Consider the following 15944-nt stretch of genomic DNA (forward strand, 5'->3'; position numbering starts at 1 on the left):
CCTCGTCGCGGGCGCGCGGCCCGGGCTCACGCGGCGCACACTTCGCGGCCATGACGGACACCGCTCCCACGTCCGACGTCGAGGCCGAGGAGGGCCGCCTGCGCCGGCACCTCGGCGTGGGCGGGCTGTCCGCCATCGGGTTCTCGAACATCGTCGGGTCGGGCTGGCTGTTCGCCGCGCTCTACGCCGCCCAGATCGCCGGGCCCGCCGCGCTGGTCGCTTGGCTGGTGGCGGGCGTGCTGGTGACGCTCGTCGCGCTGGTGATGGTCGAGCTGGGCGCGACCCGGCCGGAGGGCGGCGGGACCGTGCGCTGGCCGCTCTACGCGAGCGGGCGCCTCACCGGCACCGTCATCGGGTTCTCGGTGCTGCTCTCGGTCGGTGCCACCTCCGCCGAGCTGACCGCGATCGTCCAGTACGCGGGCTACTACCTGCCCTGGCTCTACGTCGACGACGCCCTGACCGGCGCCGGCGTGGTGTTCGCGATCGTGCTGTCGGTCGTCCTCACCGCCCTGAACTGGTTCGGCGTGAAGCTGTTCGGGCGGGTCAACACGGCGGTGACGGTCGTCAAGGTCGCGGTCCCGCTGCTGACGGTCGTCCTGCTCCTCGCCTCGGGTTTCGACTCCGCGCGGCTCACCGACCACGGCGGCTTCGCGCCCTACGGCTGGTCCGCGGTGCTCTCGGCCCTGGCCGGCGGCGGGATCGTCTACTCGCTGAACGGGTTCCAGGCGCCGGTCGACTTCTCCGGCGAGGCCCGCAACCCGCAGCGCACCGTGCCGCTCGCGGTCCTCGGCTCGATCGGCCTCGCGCTGCTGCTCTACCTCGGGCTGCAGCTCGCGTTCCTCGGAGCCGTTCCCGACGATGCCCTCGGCGCCGGCTGGCAGGGCGTCCACTTCGAGTCGCCGTTCGGGCAGCTCGCGGTCGCGCTGAACCTCGGGTTCCTGGCCGCGGTGCTCTACGGCGACGCGGTCGTCTCACCGGGCGGGTCCGCCTTCGTCGGGGTGGCCGTCGACGCGCGGCACACCTACGCGCTCGCCAAGAACCGGCTGCTGCCGCGCGCTCTGATGGCGGTGCACCCGTCGTCGGGCATCCCGCGGCGGGCCCTGCTGCTCAACCTCGCCGTCATCGTCGTCTACCTGCTGCCCTTCTCCGGCTGGCAGTCGATCGTGTCCGTGATGGGCACGCTGTACCTGCTGCTCTACCTCGCGGCGGCCGTCGCCGCGGAGGTGTTCCGGCGACGGGAGCCCGAGCGGCTCTCGGGCTGGGTGCCGGGGCTGCGGATCATCACGCCGGTGTCGTTCGTGCTGGCCACGCTGTTCGTCTACTGGTCCGGGTTCTCCGACCTGCGCCTGGCGCTGCCGCTGACCCTGATCGGCGTGCCGCTGTTCGTGATCCTGTGGCGCCGGGACCGCGAGGGGTCGCTGGTCGAGGAGCTCCGTCGCGGGGCCTGGCTCGTCGTGCACCTGCTGGTCCTGACGCTGCTCTCGGGTCTCGGCTCGTTCGACGGGGCCGGGGTGCTCCCGGCGCCGTGGGACACCGTGGTCGTGGCGGTGTGGGCGGCGGTGGTGTTCCCCGTCGCGGTCCGTTCCGGGGTGCGGGAGCCCGTGTTAGCGTCCTGACCCAGGTCACGAGTGCCAGCGCCAAGCCCCGGCTCGCTGGTCGGCAACCCTCCTCCGCGGTGGGGTGCTCCGGGTGATGACCAGGCCGACGCGACACCCGCCGTCGGCAAGCGCGGATCCGGCCCCGGATCCCCGAGGGTCGGGAGACCCCGTCATGACCGCTGTGCTGAGCCCTGCCCTGCCGCCGACCGTCGGCGCGGACCTCGAGGTCCCGCTCGTCGACGGGCGCCGCGTCCGCTACGCCGACCTCGACGCGGCCGCCAGCGCGCCGCCGCTGCGGGCGGTGGCCGACCACGTCGCCGAGGTGCTGCCCTACTACGCGAGCGTGCACCGCGGGGCCGGCTACACCTCGCGGGTGTGCACGTCGCTGCTCGAGTCGGCCCGGGACACCGTCGGCCACTTCGTCGGTTCGAGGGTCGACGACGTCGTCGTGTTCACCCGCAACACCACGGACGCCCTGGCCCTGCTCGCCCGGGCCGTGCCGGGTCCCGTGCTCACCCTCGACCTCGAGCACCACGCGACCCTGCTCGCCTGGCGTCACACCGAGCACCACGTCGTCGCCGCCCGGCGTACCGTCGCGGCGACGCTCGACGCCCTGCGCGAGGGCGTCCGGACCCACCGGCCGGCCCTCGTCGCCGTGACCGGTGCCTCCAACGTCACGGGCGAGACTCTGCCGCTGACCGCGATCGTCGAGCTGGCGCACGCCGCGGGTGCCCGGGTCGCGATCGACGCTGCGCAGCTCGCCCCGCACCGCCGGGTCGACCTCGCCGCGCTCGGCGCCGACTACCTCGCGCTGTCCGGGCACAAGCTCTACGCGCCCTACGGTGCCGGGGTGCTCGTCGGGCGCCGGGACTGGCTGGACGCCGCGCCCGCGCACCTCGCGGGCGGGGGAGCGGTGCGCTCGGTCGCGGTGGCCGACGGCGCGACGGACACGGCCTGGCTGCCGGCCCCGCAGCGCCACGAGGGCGGCACCCCGAACCTGCTCGGCGCCGTCGCGCTGGCCGCCGCGTGTCGCGCGCTGGAGCCCGTCGTCGACACCGTCGTCCCGGCCCACGAGCGCGCGCTCGCCGCCCGGCTGCGCGACAGCCTGTCCGACCTCCCCGGGGTGCGGCTGCTGGAGTGCTTCGACGACGCGCCGGACCAGGTCGCGGTCGTCTCGTTCGACGTCGAGGCCCTGCCCGCCGGGCTGGTCGCGGCCGCCCTGTCCGCGGAGTTCGGCATCGGCGTCCGCGACGGCCGGTTCTGCGCGCACCCGCTGCTCGACCGCCTCACCGGCGGCGGGGACGCCGTCCGCGCGAGCCTGGGGCTGGCGACGGTCCCGGAGGACGTCGAGCGCCTGATCGCGGCGGTCGCGCGGCTCGTCGAGCGGGGCCCGGGCTGGACCTACGCGCAGCGCGACGGCCGGTGGGTGCCGACCCCGGACCCCCGCGACCTCGACCCGCTCCGCGTCGGTGCCCGGGACGGGCTGCCGGGCTGCGACCGGTGAGCGGTTGACACCCGCCCGCACGACCGTTGACGCTCGAAGCGTGCTGCGCCCCGAGCTGACGCGCCGCCGTCACGTGGACCTGCTCCGCGTGACGGCGCAGGGCTGTCGCTGAGGAGACCCGCCTCGGCCCCAGCCCCGTCGTCGTGAAGGCACACCCATGCGATTCCAGGTCCTCGACATCGTCCCGCACGCCCCGCACCCGGTGACGGGGGAGATCATCTCGGTCCACGAGCGCCTCACGCGCGTCGTCGAGACCGCCGTCCGCGCCGAGGCGCTCGGCGTCGACTCCTACGCCGTGGGGGAGCGGCACGCGGGCGAGTTCGTGTCCTCGGCGCCGACGGTGCTGCTCGGCGCCCTCGCGCAGGCCACCTCGCGCATCCTGCTCTCCACCGGCGTCACGGTGCTCTCGCTGCTCGACCCGGTGCGCGTGGCCGAGGACTACGCGACCGTCGACCAGCTCTCCGGCGGCCGCCTGGAGATCGTCATCGGCAAGGGCAACGAGGACCGCCACTTCGGCATGTTCGGCCTCGAGCTCGGCCGGCAGTACGAGTACCTCACCGAGAACTACGAGCTGCTCTGCCGACTGCTGCGTTCCGAGCACGTGGACTGGGCGGGAACACACCACGCCGACCTGCACGACGTCACGACCTTCCCGCGTCCGTTCGACGGCCCGTTCCGCATCTGGCACGGGTCCGCGACGTCCACGCAGGCCGTCGACCTGGCCGCGCAGTGGGGCGACCCGTTGTTCTCCGCCAACGCCCTGCAGCCCCGCGAGGCGTACCTCGTCCTGATCGACCGGTACCGGGAGAAGCTCGCCGAGTACGGGCACGATCCGTCGGTCGGCTACGTCGGCTCCGGCTCCGGCGGGCTGTTCCTGGCCGAGACCGACGAGGAGGCGGTGCGGCAGTACCGCCCGATCTACGAGGCCATGGCGGCCAAGCTCGCCGCCGCGCACGCGGGCGACGCCCGCAAGGGCAAGACGATGTCGTTCACGACGATCGAGGACGCGGTCGCGCACGGCCCGGCGCTCGTCGGGACCCCGGAGCGCGTCGCGGAGAAGATCCTCGACTACCACAAGGCCTACCGCCACGACGTCCAGTCGGTGTCGATCAACCCCGTCCTGCCCTACGGGCAGCAGCAGGACGTCCTGGCGAGCTTCGCCGAGGAGGTGATCCCGCTGGTGCGCCGGGAGGTGTCGACGACGCTCTGGGGTCCCGACGACGCTGCGCGAGCGGCCGGTCTCCGAGCGTGACGTCGGGTCCCCGGAGGTGCCGCAGATCCGATTCCACCGGAATCGGATCTGCGGCACAGTCGGAGGTCGATCGAGGTCGCGGCAGTGACCGGACGCGCACACCGCTCGCGACGGACCGCAGCGCCTACGCGGCCGTCAGCGTGTCCACCCCGCGCGGACGTCCCTCGGCCTCGCGGCGGGCCACCTCCGCGCGCACCAGCGGGATGACCTCGCGGCCGAACTCCTCGGCGTCCGCGAGCAGGTCGTAGCCGCGGGCCGACAGGATGTCGACGCCGAGGTCCCAGTAGTCGACCAGCGCTGCGGCGACCGTCTCCGGCGTCCCGACCAGCGCGTTCGAGTTCCCGCCGCCTCCGGTCGCCTTCGCGGTGACCGTCCACAGCGCCCGGTCGAACCGCTCGCCCCGCTCGGCGACGGCGAGCAGGCGCTGCGACCCGGCGTTCTCGGGATTCTGCAGCCGGTGGCGGTTCGTCAGGGGCACCGTGCCGCCCTGGGTGCGCTCCTCGATCCGCGCGACCGTCGCGTACGCCTTCTCCCAGGCCGCCTCCTCGGTCACCCCGAGGATCGGGCGGAACGCGACCTGGATGCGTGGCATCGTCGTGCGCCCCGCCGCCCGGGCCGCCGCGTGGACGGTGCGGATCTGCTCCGCGGTGTCGGCCAGCGGCTCGCCCCACAGTGCGTAGATGTCCGCCTCGGCCCCACCGGTGGCGTAGGCCGCGGCCGACGACCCGCCGAAGCTCAGGTTCGGCCGCGGCGACTGCAGCGGTCGGACGTCCGCGACGAAGTCCTCGAAGGCGTAGTGCTCGCCCGCGTAGTCCCAGGCCTCGGTACGGGTCCAGGCCTGCTTGAGGATCTGCATGTACTCGCGGGTGCGGCCGTAGCGGTCGTCCTTGGGGAGCCGGTCGCCCTCGCGGGCCTGCTCGTGGTCGCTGCCGCCGGTGATGACGTGGACCGTCACGCGCCCGCCGCCGATCACGTCCATCGTCGCGAACGTCTTCGCCGCGAAGGTGGGGATCGACAGGTTCGGCCGGTGCGCCACCAGCAGCTGCAGGCCCTCGACGTGGTCGAGGATGTAGGTGGCGGCCTGCGCGGGGTCGGGGCTGCCCGACGAGTAGGCCGTGAGCACGCGGTCCCACCCGTGGTCGCGGTGGGCGCGGGCGAGGCGCAGGGTGTAGTCGGGGTCGAAGGCGGGGCCACTGCGGGCGCCGACCTCCGACCCGTCGTTGGTGGCGGCGATACCGAGGAACTCGACGGGCACGGCTCTGCTCCAGGAGGTTCACGACGACGGGTGGGGCGGGTAGGGGGCCCACCTCAGGTCGCGGAGCAGACCCGCTCGAGGTCGACGTGACGCCGACGCGTCAGGAGCGGCACGCCCTCCACCGTCCTCCGCGGGCGGCGGCAGGTCAATGGAGGCACGAGCCGCCCGCGGTCACTTCGTGTCGGTGAGGGCGAACCCGACCTTCAGGGTGACCTGCACGTGGCCGACCTCGCCGTCCTCGACGTGCCCGCGGATCTCGGTGACCTCGAACCAGTCGATCTCGCTCAGCGTCTGCGAGGCACGGGAGATCGCGCCACGGATCGCGTCGTCGACGCCTTTATCCGACGTGCCGACGATCTCGGTCTTGCTGTACGTGGTGTCCGCCATGGGAGCTCCCGGTGTCGAGGGATGATCAGTACTCCGGGAGTGGCCACCTCGACCCGGGAGCAACGCCTGATGTGACGGCGGCCTCGAAATGGACCGCGTCGTCGGCCGCGCCCGTTGACACCGTCGGTCGTGCCGCGGTTCGGTGGTCGGCGTGACACGCGGAGACGAGGTGCCGGTCATGGCACTGCTGACCTCCCGTCGTCACGTCGATCTCCTGCTGGTCTGCTCCAGCGCCTGTCGCGGCTGACCTCGACGGTCCCCGGCGCCCGCTGCGGCGCCCCTCCCCGCGCCTTTGTCCGCGCGGGTCTCCCGGCGTCCCCGCACGCCGTTCCCCGGCCGGGGATCCGCACCGCCGTGCGGTCCTCGCGGCCCGTTCCCGCGCGCCGCCGGCGTGCGCAGATCCCCGGTGGAAGGACAGCCATGACCGAGGTAGCCCGGACCGTGACCGCCGCCCGCGACGGCGGGGCGGACTTCACCGCCCTGCCCACACCACGCACGCGCGAGGAGTGGCTGGAGCGTGCCCGCCTCGTCCGGCGCGTGCTCGAGGTCGACGCCGCGGAGCGTGACGCCGCGGGCGCGACGCCGTACGACGAGGTGGCCCTGCTCAAGCGGGCCGGCCTGGTCACGCTCCTGGGCCCGACGGCGCAGGGCGGCGGGGGCCAGGACTGGACGCTCGCCTACCAGGTGATCCGCGAGGTCGCCGCGGGGGACGGCTCGATCGGCCAGCTGCTGGGCTACCACTACCTGTGGTTCTGGGCGGCGCGCCTCGTGGGCACGCCCGAACAGATCGACGCCGTCGAGTCCCAGGCCACCACCGAGCAGTGGTTCTTCGGCGGCGCGGTCAACCCGCGCGACGACGACGTCGTCATCCACGACGAGGGCGACGAGCTGGTCTACCACGGCAAGAAGTCGTTCTCGACCGGCAGCAGGGTCTCCGACGTGACCGTGCTGGAGGGTGTCGTCTCGGGCACGGAGACCCACGTCTTCGCGATCGTACCGTCGCAGCAGGACGGCATCGTGTTCCACGACGACTGGGACAACATCGGCCAGCGCCTCACCGAGTCCGGCAGCGTCACCATTGACGCGGTCCGGGTGCCGTGGGCCGCGGCGGCCGGCTTCCGCGACAAGGTGTTCCAGCCGCGGGTCTACAACACCCTCAACGTCCCGGTCATCCAGCTGGTCTTCGTCAACTTCTACCTGGGGATCGCACGGGGCGCGCTGGACACCGCGGCCGAGTACACCCGGACCACCACCCGCCCCTGGCTGCACGGGGGCCATGAGCGTGCCACCGACGAGCCCTACATCATCGACGGCTACGGCGACCTCACCGCGAAGCTGTGGGCCGCGGAGGCCCTCGCGGACGCCGTCGCCGCCGAGCAGCAGGAGATCCACCGCGACCCCGACGCCCTCACCGAGCAGGCGCGCGGCGAGCACGAGGTCCGCGTGGCCGCGGCCAAGGCGGTGGCCACCGACGTCGCCCTCGCGGCGTCCAACGCCGTCTTCGAGCTCACCGGGGCGCGTGCGACGAAGGCGTCGCTGGGCTTCGACCGCTTCTACCGCAACGTCCGCACGCACTCCCTGCACGACCCGGTGGCCTACAAGCGCCGCGAGGTCGGCCGCTTCGTGCTGACCGGCGAGCTGCCCCAGCCGACCTGGTACAGCTGACACCTGGACACACCACGCCCGGTCCCCTCTCGGGGCCGGGCGCGGTGTGCCGGCAGGGCCTGGCGGCCGCGGGCCCGAGGCCTGGGCGTCCGGATCCGCTACATCTGTGTCGGGACCGGCGTGCCCTGGTGGAACAGCACGCGCCAGGGCCCGCCGGGATCCCGTCGCCAGATCGAGCTGCGCAGCGTGGTCCGTTCCCGACGACGGGTCCGGTAGGTCACGAGCACGATGTCCTCCGCGAGCCGGACCGCCGCCTCGTCGGAGACGTCCAGCGGCTCGTGGTCGGCGGCGAACACGACCGTGAGGACCGACTCGCGGTCCCACTCCCGCCCGGAGGCCCCGTACTCGCGGAACTCCGGGTCGATCAGCGGCCCGCCAGCTCTCGGGCCCGCCGGACCTCGAGGTCGAGCAGACGGAGCTCGAGGTCGATCACCGCACGCAGCTCGTCGTCCATCGGATCACCCTGGGCGCCCGGACCCGCGTGGGGCAACGCGGTTCGCCGACCAAGATCGTCGGAACGTGGCGGATCCGGACGCCACGGCCACGGATCGGCCACGTCCCAGTGATCAAGGACCGGGTCGGGTCCTCACGCCCGCGCCTGCTGGCCGGCGATCGCGCCCAGCAAAGTCCGGGTGTACTCGTGGTGCGGGTCGTCGAACAACTCGCCCGTGGGCCGCAGTTCCAGCAACCGCCCGCCCTGCATCACACCGACCCGGTGGGCGACCCGGCGGACCACCGCGAGGTCGTGCGAGATGAACAGGTAGGACAGCCCGTCGCGTTCCTGCAGTTCGTGCAGCAGCTCGAGCACCTGCGCCTGCACGGACACGTCGAGCGCGGAGACCGGCTCGTCGCACACCACGAGGTCCGGGGACAGGGCGAGCGCCCGGGCGATCGCCACCCGCTGGCGCTGCCCGCCCGAGAGCTCCACCGGCCGCCGGTCGAGCATCGACGCCGGCAGCGCCACCCGGTCGACCAGCTCGGCCGCCCGCGCAGCCTGGTCGTCGCGCGACCCGACGCCGAACGCGCGCAGCGGCTCGGTGATCACCTCGCGCACGGGGAAGCGGGGGTCGAGCGAGGCGAAGGGGTTCTGGTAGACGAGCTGGGCGCGGCGCCGCAGGTCCCGCCAGGCCGACCCGCGCACCGTCGTGATGTCCGCGCCGTCGAGGAACACCTGTCCCGACGTCGGGTCGGCCAGGCGCAGCAGCAGTCGCGCGGTGGTCGACTTGCCCGACCCGGACTCCCCGACGAGCGCGAGCGTCTCGCCGCGGGAGATCGTGAACGACACGTCGTCCACGGCCCGCAGGTGCTCGCGCCGGAACGACCCGCGCGTCCGGGGCAGCGGGAAGTCCTTGACCAGCCCGCGGACCTCCGCGATCGGCGTCCCGGTCGCGGAGACCGGCGGAAGGGCGTCCACGACGGCGAGCCCGGGCGCGGCCGCGAGCAGCTCCCGCGTGTAGGGGTGCGTCGGCCGGTCGAGGATCTCTGCGGTCGGTCCCTGTTCGACGATCCGGCCCTGCGACATCACGACGATGCGGTCGGCCCGGTCGGCGGCCACACCGAGGTCGTGGGTGACCAGCAGTAGGGCGCTGCCGGTCTCCGCGCGCAGCGTGTCGAGGTGGTCGAGGATCTGGCGCGCCACGGTCGCGTCGAGCGCACTCGTCGGCTCGTCGGCGATGAGCAGAGCGGGGGAGGCGGCGATCGCGACCGCGATCAGCGCCCGCTGCCGCAGGCCGCCCGAGAGTTCGTGCGGGTACTGGCCCGCGCGCACCGCCGCGTCCGGGATGCCGGCGCGTTCCAGCAGCTCTACGGCCCGCGCCGGGGCGGACCGCCGGTCGGCCAGGGCGTGCACCCGCAGCACCTCGGCGACCTGGGTACCGACCTTCTGCACCGGGTTCAGAGAGACGCCCGGGTCCTGCGGGACCAGGCCGATCCGGGCACCGCGCACCGAGCGCAGCGCCTTCTCCGAACGGCCCAGCAGCTCCTCGCCGTCGAGCGCGACGCTGCCGGCCCGGACGGCTCCGTTGGCGGGCAGCAGCCCGATCACGGCCTGCGCCAACGTCGACTTCCCGGACCCGGACTCCCCGACGACGGCCACGACCTCGCCGGCCGCGACCTCGAGGTCGACCCCGCGCAGGGCGTCGACGGTGCCGCCGGCGACGCGGTAGTCGACCTGCAGGTCCTGCACGCGTAACAGCGTCGATGGTCGAGCTCCGCTGCGCTTCGTCTCCGAGCTCACCGGTCCCGCCCCCACTCGCCGTCGAGCGCCTTCGAGACGCGGTTCACCGAGAGCACGGTCGCGGCGATCGTCAGGCCGGGCATGGCGCACATCCACCAGGCGGTCGCCAGGTAGTTGCGGCCCTCGGCCACCAGCGACCCCCACTCCGGGGCGGGGGGCGGCGCGCCGTAGCCGAGGAACGACAGCGACGACACCGCGAGGATCGCGAGCCCGAACTCCAGCACCGCGAGCACGAGCACCGGACCAGCCGCGTTCGGCAGCACGTGCCGGCCCAGCGTCACCCACCACCGCGTCCCGACCGCCCGTGCCGCTTCGACGTACACGGTGCCGCGCACCCGCAGGGTCTCTGCGCGCATCACGCGGGCGAACTGCGCCACGCTCGCGACGCCGACCGCGATCGCCACGTTCGTCGTGCCGAAGCCGAGCGCGGCGATCAGGGCGAGCGCCAGCAGGATCGGCGGGATCGCGAGGAGGACGTCGACGACGCGCATGAGCACCTCGTCCACCCAGCCCCCGACGAAGCCGGCGAGCAGCCCGATCAGGCCGCCGACGACGAGCGCGACCGCCACCGCGATCAGGGTGGCCTGCAGCGACAGCGAGGTGCCGTGCACGACGCGGGTCCACACGTCGCGCCCCAGGTAGTCGGTGCCGAACCAGTGCCCCGGCCCGGGCGGCAGCGAGCGCTGTCGCGGGACGGCGAGGGTCGGGTCGCCCGGGGCGAACAGCGCCGGGAACACGGCCGAGACCAGCACGAACACGATCACCAGGATCGAGACGACGAGCCCCGGACGGCGCCGCAGGAAGCGGCCGAGGCGCGCACGGCCCTGCGCCGAGGGCGTTCCCGACGACGGGGCCGGGGCCGCCTCCCCGCGGTCGGTCCTCGGATCGAGCAGTTCGGTCATGCGGGCACCGCCTGGGTGACGCGGGGGTCGAGCAGGGGATAGATCAGGTCGACGGAGAGGTTCACCAGCACGAACACGAGCGCCGCGAACAGCACGACGCCCTGGACGAGCGGGACGTCCTGGTCGGCGACCGCCTCGACGGTGGTCCGCCCGAGGCCGGGGCGGGTGAACACCGTCTCGACGACGACCGTCCCGGCCAGCAGGTTGCCCGTTACGTACCCGAGCACGGTCAGCGCCGGGATCGCGGCGTTGCCCAGCGCGTGCCGGAGGTGGACCGCGAGCGGCCCGACCCCCTTGGCCCGCGCTGTCGTCACGTACGGCTCGGTCAGGGCGGTCGACATGCTCTTGACGAGCACCTGGGCGATCAGCGCGCCCGTCGGCAGCGCCAGGGTGACCGCCGGGAGGATCAGCGCAGCCGGCCCGCGCGCCCCGACGGCGGGCAGCCACCCGAGCTGGAACGAGAACAGCTGGACCAGCATCAGCCCGACCCAGAACACCGGCAGCGACACCGCGAGCGACGGCAGGCCCATCAGGACCTGTGCGAGCCAGCGGCTCCGCGTGTAGGTGGCGGTCAGCGCGACCCCGGCGCCGAACACGACGGCGAGGACCAGCCCCGCCGTCGCGATCTGCAGGGTCGGGGGCAGCGCCTCGGCGATCGTGCGGCCGACGGGCTGACCGTTGACGAAGGACGTCCCGAGGTCACCCCGAAGTGCCGCGCCGAGCCGCTCCAGGTACTGCACCGGCACCGGCTGGTCGAGCCCGTAGCGGGCCCGCAACGCGTCCAGCTCGGCCGTCGTGATCGCCGTCCCGTCCGACGCCCGGGCGACGAGCGTCGCCACCGGGTCGGCCAGGAGGTAGAGCACGGCGAACGACACGGTGTACGACGCCCACAGGACGAGGGCCGCGAACCCGAGCCGGCGCAGGAGATAGATCACGGTGCCGACTTCCACGTGTCGTGCAGCTGGATACGCGACGAGGCGTCGAAGGCGACGGAGTGCGCGGCCGGACCGACCGCGAGCGTCGTGGTGAGCTCCGCGACCGGCACGACCAGGTGCTGCGCGACCAGCTGCTGCTGGGCCTGGGCCACGATCTGCGTGCGCTGCGCGGGGTCGAGCGTCCCGGCCTGCGCGACGAGCAGCCCGTCGAGGGGGGTGCCGGCCGGGAAGCGGAAGACGTTCGAGCCGGCGCTTCCGTACTGCGCACGCAGGATGTCCGGGTCGGCCCGGCTGACGTTGAGCCAGGCCGCGGTGAACTGCCCGCTCTGCTGGATGGTCGCGGTGTCGGACACCGGCCGTTCCTGCAGCTGGAGGTCGATCCCGACGGCGCGCAGCTGCTGCTGGAGCAGTTCGAGCGCCGGTCGGTTGGTCGCGATGACCGGCGCGTAGAGCAGCGGCAGCGTCAGCCGCGCTCCGGCCTTCGCCCGGATGCCGTCCGGCCCCCGGACCCAGCCGGCGGCGTCGAGCGCCTGGTTCGCCCGGTTCGGGTCGAACGGGAGCACCGCGGACTGGTCGGCGTAGTCCGGCGTCGTGGATGCCAGCGCAGAGGTCGCCGGCTTCGTCTGCGAGGTGTAGACCGCCGACACGACCTCCTGCCGGTTGATCGCGGTCGAGACGGCCTCGCGCACGGCCGGGTCGGCGCCGAGCGGCGTCGCCTGGTTGAACACGATCCCGAACGGTGTCCCCGGATTGGCGCGCGACGGCAGGTCGATCCCGGCGCCGGCGAGCGGCGCCTCGTCCTGCGGGCCGATGCTCGCGATCGCGTCGACCTCGCCGGACTGCAGGCTGCCGGTCCGCACGCCGGACTCCGGGACGACCCGGAACTCGGCGCGGTCGAGGTAGGCCTCGCCGGGGTGGGTGAACAGCGACGAGCCCCAGGAGTAGCCGGGCCGCTTCGTCAGAACCGTGGCCTGGTTCTTCGTGTACGAGGCCAGCACGAACGGCCCGGACCCGATCACGCCCGCGCAGCGCTGGTCGTCGGTCTGCGCCGCGCTCGCGGGGGACACCAGGCCGAGGCTGTGGGTCGAGGTGCCCTGCAGGAACTGCACGTTGGGCTGGGCGAACCGCACCGTGAACGACGTCGGGCTCGTCACGGTCGTGCCCTGGTAGCCCGCGAGGTAGCCCTTCGGCAGCGTGCCGCGGGCGCCGAGGGACGGCACGCGGTCGAAGTTCGCCTTGACCGCGTTCGCATCGACCGGGGCGCCGTCGGAGAACGTCGCACCCGGGCGCAACTGGAAGGTCCACTCGGTGGCCTGCGGGTTCGACGACCACGAGGTCGCGAGCCACGGCTTGATGTCGCCGGTGGCCGGGTCCTGGTCGGTGAGCGAGTCGACGATCTGGCGCATCGAGTAGATCGAGTCGTTGCTGCCGACCTGCGCGGGGTCGGCGCACCCGGCGTCGCTGGACACCGCGAACACGAGCGTGCCGCCGGGCCGGGGCGGGCCGGCGTCCTCGCCGGACCCGCCCGCGCCGCTGCTGCAGGCGGCCAGGGCGAGCAGACCCGCCGTCAGGAACGCGGGGACGGTGAGTCTCACGAGGCCACCACCGACGGACGACGCTCACCGAAGCGGGCCGGGGAAGCCAGCCCGAGGTTCTCGCGCAACGTGCCTCTTTCGTAGTCGGTACGGAACACCCCGCGGTCGGCGAGGATCGGGACGACCTTCTCGACGATCTCGTCGAGGCCGGTCGGGCTCACGTGGGAGCCGAGGATGAAGCCGTCGCAGGCGTCGGCCTGGACGTAGCGGTCGATCTCGTCGGCGACGTGCTCCGGGGTGCCGACGAACACCGCCCGGTCGAACACGTGCTTGACCGTCTCGCGCAGCGACAGCCCGCGGGCGTCGGCGATCTCCCGCCACGCCTTCGCGGTGGCGTGCGCGTCCTGGGTCAGCGGGGCGCGCCCGCGGATCCAGGTCGGGGCCTCGGGCGTGGGGTCGACGTCGGGGAGCGGGCCGTCCGGGTCGTAGGCCGAGAGGTCGCGGTTCCACACCATCTCGGCGAGCACGATCGCGGTCCACGGGTCGACCTGGCGGTCGTGGATCTCGGCGTGCCGCTCGCGGGCCTGGGCCTCGGTGTCGCCGAGCACGACCCCGGCCGACGGCAGGATCCGCACCTCGTCGGGGTTCCGGCCGGCCTTCGCGACCCGGGCCTTGACGTCGTCGAAGAACGCCCGCGCCTCCTCGAACTTCTGGTAGCGCGAGAAGATCGCGTCGGCGTTCGCGGCCGCGAAGTCGCGGCCGGCGGGGGACTCCCCGGCCTGCAGGATCACCGGGTGGCCCTGCGGGCTGCGGGGCACGGTGAAGCGGCCGGCGATGTCGAACTGGTTCCCGTGCAATGCGAAGTCGCCGACGTGGCCGTCGCGCAGGAACGTCCCCGACGCCGGGTCGGCGACGACCGCGTCCGACCCCCACGAGTCCCAGAGCGTGCGGACCGCGGCCAGCGTCTCGCCCGCCCGCTCGTAGCGCTGGTGGTGCCCGAGGTAGCCGCCGTGGCGGAAGTTCTCGCCCGTCGGTGCGTCGGAGCTGGTGACGACGTTCCACGCGGCACGGCCACCGGAGAGCACGTCGAGCGTGGCGAACTTCCGGGCCAGCTCGTAGGGCTCGTTGAACGTCGAGTTGATCGTCCCGGCGAGACCGATGTGCTCCGTGACCGCGGCGAGCGAGGCGAGCACCGTGAAGGTGTCCGGCCGCCCGACGACGTCCTGGTCGAAGAAGTCCTCGCCGCGGGTCCGGATGCGTAGACCCTCGGCGAGGAAGAGCAGGTCCAGCTTGCCGCGCTCGGCGGTGCGGGCCCAGTGCTCGAACGAGGCGAAGTCGATGTGGCTCCCCGACGCCGGGTCGCTCCAGACGGTGTCGTGGTTGACGCCGGGGAAGTAGGCACCCAGCACGATCTGCTTGCGGTCGCTCATGCGGGGCTCCCTGCGGTGGCGTAGCGGCTGACGGGACGGGGCAGGCCGAAGCGCTCGCGCAGGGTCGGCTCGGCGTACACGGTGCGGAACGCACCGCGGCGCTGGAGCTCGGGGACGAGGCCGTCGACGATGCGGTCGAGGTCGGTCGGCAGGACAGCGGGGCGCAGCCGGTAGCCGTCCAGGCCGGCCTCCTGCCAGGAGACGAGCAGGTCCGCGAGGGCGGAGGGCGTGGTCGCGAGGACGGCGGCGTCGCTCGACACCGGGTCGATCGCGTCGAGGCGCTCGAGCCGCTCGCGGGCCTCGTCGTCGGTGTCCGCGAGCAGGACGACCAGGTCGGCGAGGATCCGGAGCGGCTCCTCGCGAGCGGTCTCGCCCTCGATCTCCCGGACCCGCCCGACGATCCCGCGGGCCTCGTGCGCGTCGTGCGGGGTGACGAACAGGACGTCCCCGCCCCGGGCGGCGAGGCGGTACGGCTCGTCGCCGTGGCCGAGGGAGACGACGAGGGGTTGTCCCTGCGGCGGTCGCGGCACGATCGACGGCCCGCGGACCGAGAACTGCTCGCCGACGAAGTCGACGTGGTGCAGCTTGGCGCGGTCGAGGAACCTCCCGGAGGTCACGTCGCGGATCTCGGCGTCGTCCTCCCAGGAGTCCCAGAGCCGCCGGACCACCTCGATCGCGTCGGTGGCCTCGCCGAACAGCTCGGCGACCAGGGCCTTCGCCGCCGGCGTGTCCAGCTCGTCGCGGCGTAGCCCGGCGATCGTCCGGCGCCCGAAGTGTGCGGCCTCGTCGGGACGGACGGAGGTCTGGACCCGCCAGCCGGCGCGGCCGCGGGAGTCGTGGTCGAGGGTGGCCAGCGCCGAGGCGACGTGGAACGGCTCGGTGTGCGTGGTCGTGACGGTCGGGACGAGCCCGATCCGGCTGGTCAGCGGCGCGACGAACGCGGCGATCAGCTCGGCGTCGAGGCGGCCCTGCAGGCGGTCGGTGCGGCGCTCCGGCTCGGCGAGGTGGTCGCCGGACTGCAGGCCGAGGGCGTCCTCGATCGTGACGAGGTCGAGCAGGCCGCGCTCGGCGGTGCGCACGAGGTCGGTCCAGTACCGGGCCGAGAACAGCTGGTCAGGGCGGGCGCCGGGTTCGCGCCAGGCGGCGGGGTGCCAGCCCGCACCGTCGAGGGCGACGGCGACGTGCAGCGGCAGGGGTGATCCAGACATGGGGTACCGCGCTCCTGGGATGGAGGGGGAGATGGTC

13 protein-coding genes and 1 riboswitch are annotated in these 15944 nt (G+C 73.7%); of the genes, 4 read left to right on the forward strand and 9 right to left on the reverse strand.

Translation table 11 applies throughout. The annotated features are described in order from the left end of the window. Positions 1–50 precede the first annotated feature (50 nt). The 3 genes from QRT03_RS29245 (at position 51) to QRT03_RS29255 (ending at position 4354) form a co-directional block, all read left to right on the forward strand. Positions 51–1616, forward strand: a complete 1566-nt coding sequence (locus QRT03_RS29245; RefSeq protein ID WP_286056692.1) for an APC family permease — start codon at positions 51–53, stop codon at positions 1614–1616. A gap of 4 nt (positions 1617–1620) precedes the next feature. Next, positions 1621–1735, forward strand: a riboswitch (SAM riboswitch). Between the two features lie 35 nt (positions 1736–1770). Beyond that, a complete protein-coding gene (locus QRT03_RS29250) occupies positions 1771–3102 on the forward strand; it encodes an aminotransferase class V-fold PLP-dependent enzyme (RefSeq protein ID WP_286056693.1) in 1332 nt (443 codons plus the stop codon). A gap of 157 nt (positions 3103–3259) precedes the next feature. Further along, on the forward strand, positions 3260–4354 hold the full coding sequence (locus tag QRT03_RS29255) for an LLM class flavin-dependent oxidoreductase (protein WP_286056694.1): 1095 nt from the start codon (positions 3260–3262) through the stop codon (positions 4352–4354). 124 nt (positions 4355–4478) lie between these two features. Here the strand turns inward: QRT03_RS29255 and QRT03_RS29260 are convergent, their stop codons facing one another. Beyond that, on the reverse strand, positions 4479–5609 hold the full coding sequence (locus QRT03_RS29260) for an LLM class flavin-dependent oxidoreductase (RefSeq protein ID WP_286056695.1): 1131 nt from the start codon (positions 5607–5609) through the stop codon (positions 4479–4481). 171 nt (positions 5610–5780) lie between these two features. Further along, on the reverse strand, positions 5781–5996 hold the full coding sequence (locus QRT03_RS29265) for a dodecin (RefSeq protein ID WP_286056696.1): 216 nt from the start codon (positions 5994–5996) through the stop codon (positions 5781–5783). 420 nt (positions 5997–6416) lie between these two features. Between QRT03_RS29265 and QRT03_RS29270 the strand changes: the two genes are divergently transcribed. Further along, positions 6417–7661, forward strand: coding sequence for an acyl-CoA dehydrogenase family protein (locus QRT03_RS29270; RefSeq protein WP_286056697.1), 1245 nt, complete (start codon positions 6417–6419; stop codon positions 7659–7661). 98 nt (positions 7662–7759) lie between these two features. Here the strand turns inward: QRT03_RS29270 and QRT03_RS29275 are convergent, their stop codons facing one another. The 7 genes from QRT03_RS29275 to QRT03_RS29305 form a co-directional block, all read right to left on the reverse strand. Beyond that, complete coding sequence (locus QRT03_RS29275) at positions 7760–8029, reverse strand: DUF4440 domain-containing protein (protein ID WP_345783308.1); 270 nt, start codon at positions 8027–8029, stop codon at positions 7760–7762. Between the two features lie 218 nt (positions 8030–8247). Beyond that, the gene (locus QRT03_RS29280; protein WP_286056698.1) at positions 8248–9897 is read right to left on the reverse strand and encodes a dipeptide ABC transporter ATP-binding protein; all 1650 of its coding nucleotides are present in this window, start codon (positions 9895–9897) and stop codon (positions 8248–8250) included. Further along, complete coding sequence (locus tag QRT03_RS29285; RefSeq protein ID WP_286056699.1) at positions 9894–10799, reverse strand: ABC transporter permease; 906 nt, start codon at positions 10797–10799, stop codon at positions 9894–9896. The genes QRT03_RS29280 and QRT03_RS29285 overlap by 4 nt, the downstream gene beginning before the upstream one ends. Beyond that, positions 10796–11749, reverse strand: coding sequence for an ABC transporter permease (locus tag QRT03_RS29290; RefSeq protein ID WP_286056700.1), 954 nt, complete (start codon positions 11747–11749; stop codon positions 10796–10798). Before QRT03_RS29290 ends, QRT03_RS29285 begins: the two co-directional genes overlap by 4 nt. After that, a complete protein-coding gene (locus QRT03_RS29295; RefSeq protein WP_286056701.1) occupies positions 11731–13329 on the reverse strand; it encodes an ABC transporter substrate-binding protein in 1599 nt (532 codons plus the stop codon). Before QRT03_RS29295 ends, QRT03_RS29290 begins: the two co-directional genes overlap by 19 nt. Beyond that, positions 13326–14699, reverse strand: a complete 1374-nt coding sequence (locus QRT03_RS29300) for an NtaA/DmoA family FMN-dependent monooxygenase (RefSeq protein WP_286056702.1) — start codon at positions 14697–14699, stop codon at positions 13326–13328. Before QRT03_RS29300 ends, QRT03_RS29295 begins: the two co-directional genes overlap by 4 nt. Beyond that, positions 14696–15907, reverse strand: a complete 1212-nt coding sequence (locus QRT03_RS29305) for an LLM class flavin-dependent oxidoreductase (protein ID WP_286056703.1) — start codon at positions 15905–15907, stop codon at positions 14696–14698. Before QRT03_RS29305 ends, QRT03_RS29300 begins: the two co-directional genes overlap by 4 nt. Between the last annotated feature and the right edge of the window lie 37 nt (positions 15908–15944).

Source organism: Actinomycetospora termitidis, from assembly GCF_030286555.1.
Taxonomy (GTDB): domain Bacteria; phylum Actinomycetota; class Actinomycetes; order Mycobacteriales; family Pseudonocardiaceae; genus Actinomycetospora; species Actinomycetospora termitidis.